The sequence below is a fragment of the Enterobacter sp. IF2SW-B1 genome (genome assembly GCF_001743375.1).
Classification (GTDB): Bacteria; Pseudomonadota; Gammaproteobacteria; order Enterobacterales; family Enterobacteriaceae; genus Enterobacter; species Enterobacter bugandensis.
The window spans coordinates 1-363 of sequence record NZ_MJAA01000368.1; the positions used below are offsets into that span (position 1 = coordinate 1).

Below are 363 nucleotides of genomic sequence, written 5' to 3' on the forward strand. Positions count from 1 at the left end.
ACCAGGCACAGGCCAACCCGGCGGTTTGTTCGTTCCGGCAGGCCCATACCGATGCGTGAATGCGTTGCGCAAGCACCTTGTTTTCGACAGGCTCACCGCTATCAGGAAAGAGCTGCGCCATGTAGGGCTGTTTTGATTGGGGGTGGTTTGTTGAAAATCAGGTGCTTGCGCAAAGCAGTAACGAATCGGTATGGGTGGGCTGGAACGATCAAACCGCCGGGCTGGCCAGTGCCTGGTGGCGGGACGAAATTTTAGCATATAGTGCTATCGCTGCAGTTTACTCTCAGGGGAGCGCCGAGAAATCAGCCAGTTAGAAAAAAGAAAATGACCCGGTGCGTTGCAAAGTATTGCCTTTTGTATCCG

At 53.7% G+C, this 363-nt stretch carries 1 pseudogene; it reads left to right on the forward strand.

Going from position 1 to position 363, the window contains the following annotated elements:
* Positions 1–134: 134 nt before the first annotated feature.
* Positions 135–314, forward strand: a pseudogene (locus tag A6013_RS27705) (LysR family transcriptional regulator); the annotation flags it as partial.
* Positions 315–363 lie beyond the last annotated feature (49 nt).